This window comes from Massilia sp. 2TAF26 (assembly GCF_052115005.1).
Lineage (GTDB): Bacteria > Pseudomonadota > Gammaproteobacteria > Burkholderiales > Burkholderiaceae_D > Telluria.
This window is the reverse complement of the sequence record NZ_JBFRFV010000116.1, coordinates 1-463: the sequence shown is the minus strand read 5'-3', so window position 1 is coordinate 463 and position 463 is coordinate 1. Positions and strand designations below refer to the sequence as shown.

The 463-nt window shown below is 66.1% G+C and carries 1 protein-coding gene; it reads right to left on the bottom strand.

All coding sequences use genetic code 11. The features are described from left to right. Window positions 1-98: 98 nt before the first annotated feature. On the bottom strand, window positions 99-463 hold a 365-nt coding region (locus tag AB4Z32_RS27725; protein WP_442125018.1), incomplete at its 5' end, for a glutathione binding-like protein.

Sequence of the window (463 nt, the reverse complement as noted above, 5' to 3'; positions counted from 1 at the left end):
GATGCTGGGCCACAGCCGCGTCCAGCCGTCCGCATACTTCAGCGCGACAGCCATGGCGATGTCGACCAGTGCCGCGGCCAGCAACAGCAGCCAGGCCATTACGCGGCATCCGCCCGCGCTGGTGGAATGGCGGCGGCGAGTCCGCGCTGCACGGCGGGACGCGCTTCGATGCGCGCCAGCCATTCCGCTACTGCCGGGTAATCGCTCATCGAAATCCCCAGCTCATGGTGCGAACGCAGCCAGGTGAAGGCCGCGATATCGGCGATCGAATACTGGCCGGCAGCCACCCACGGCTGTTCGCGCAAGCGCTCTTCGTACACGCCGTACAGCCGCCGCGCCTCGCGTCCATAGCGCTCCAGCGCCATCTCGTTGCGCTCCTTCGCACCATGACGGAAGAACCAGAGCTGGCCCAGCATCGGACCAATACTCGCCATCTGCAGGAACAGCCATTGCAGCACTTCGC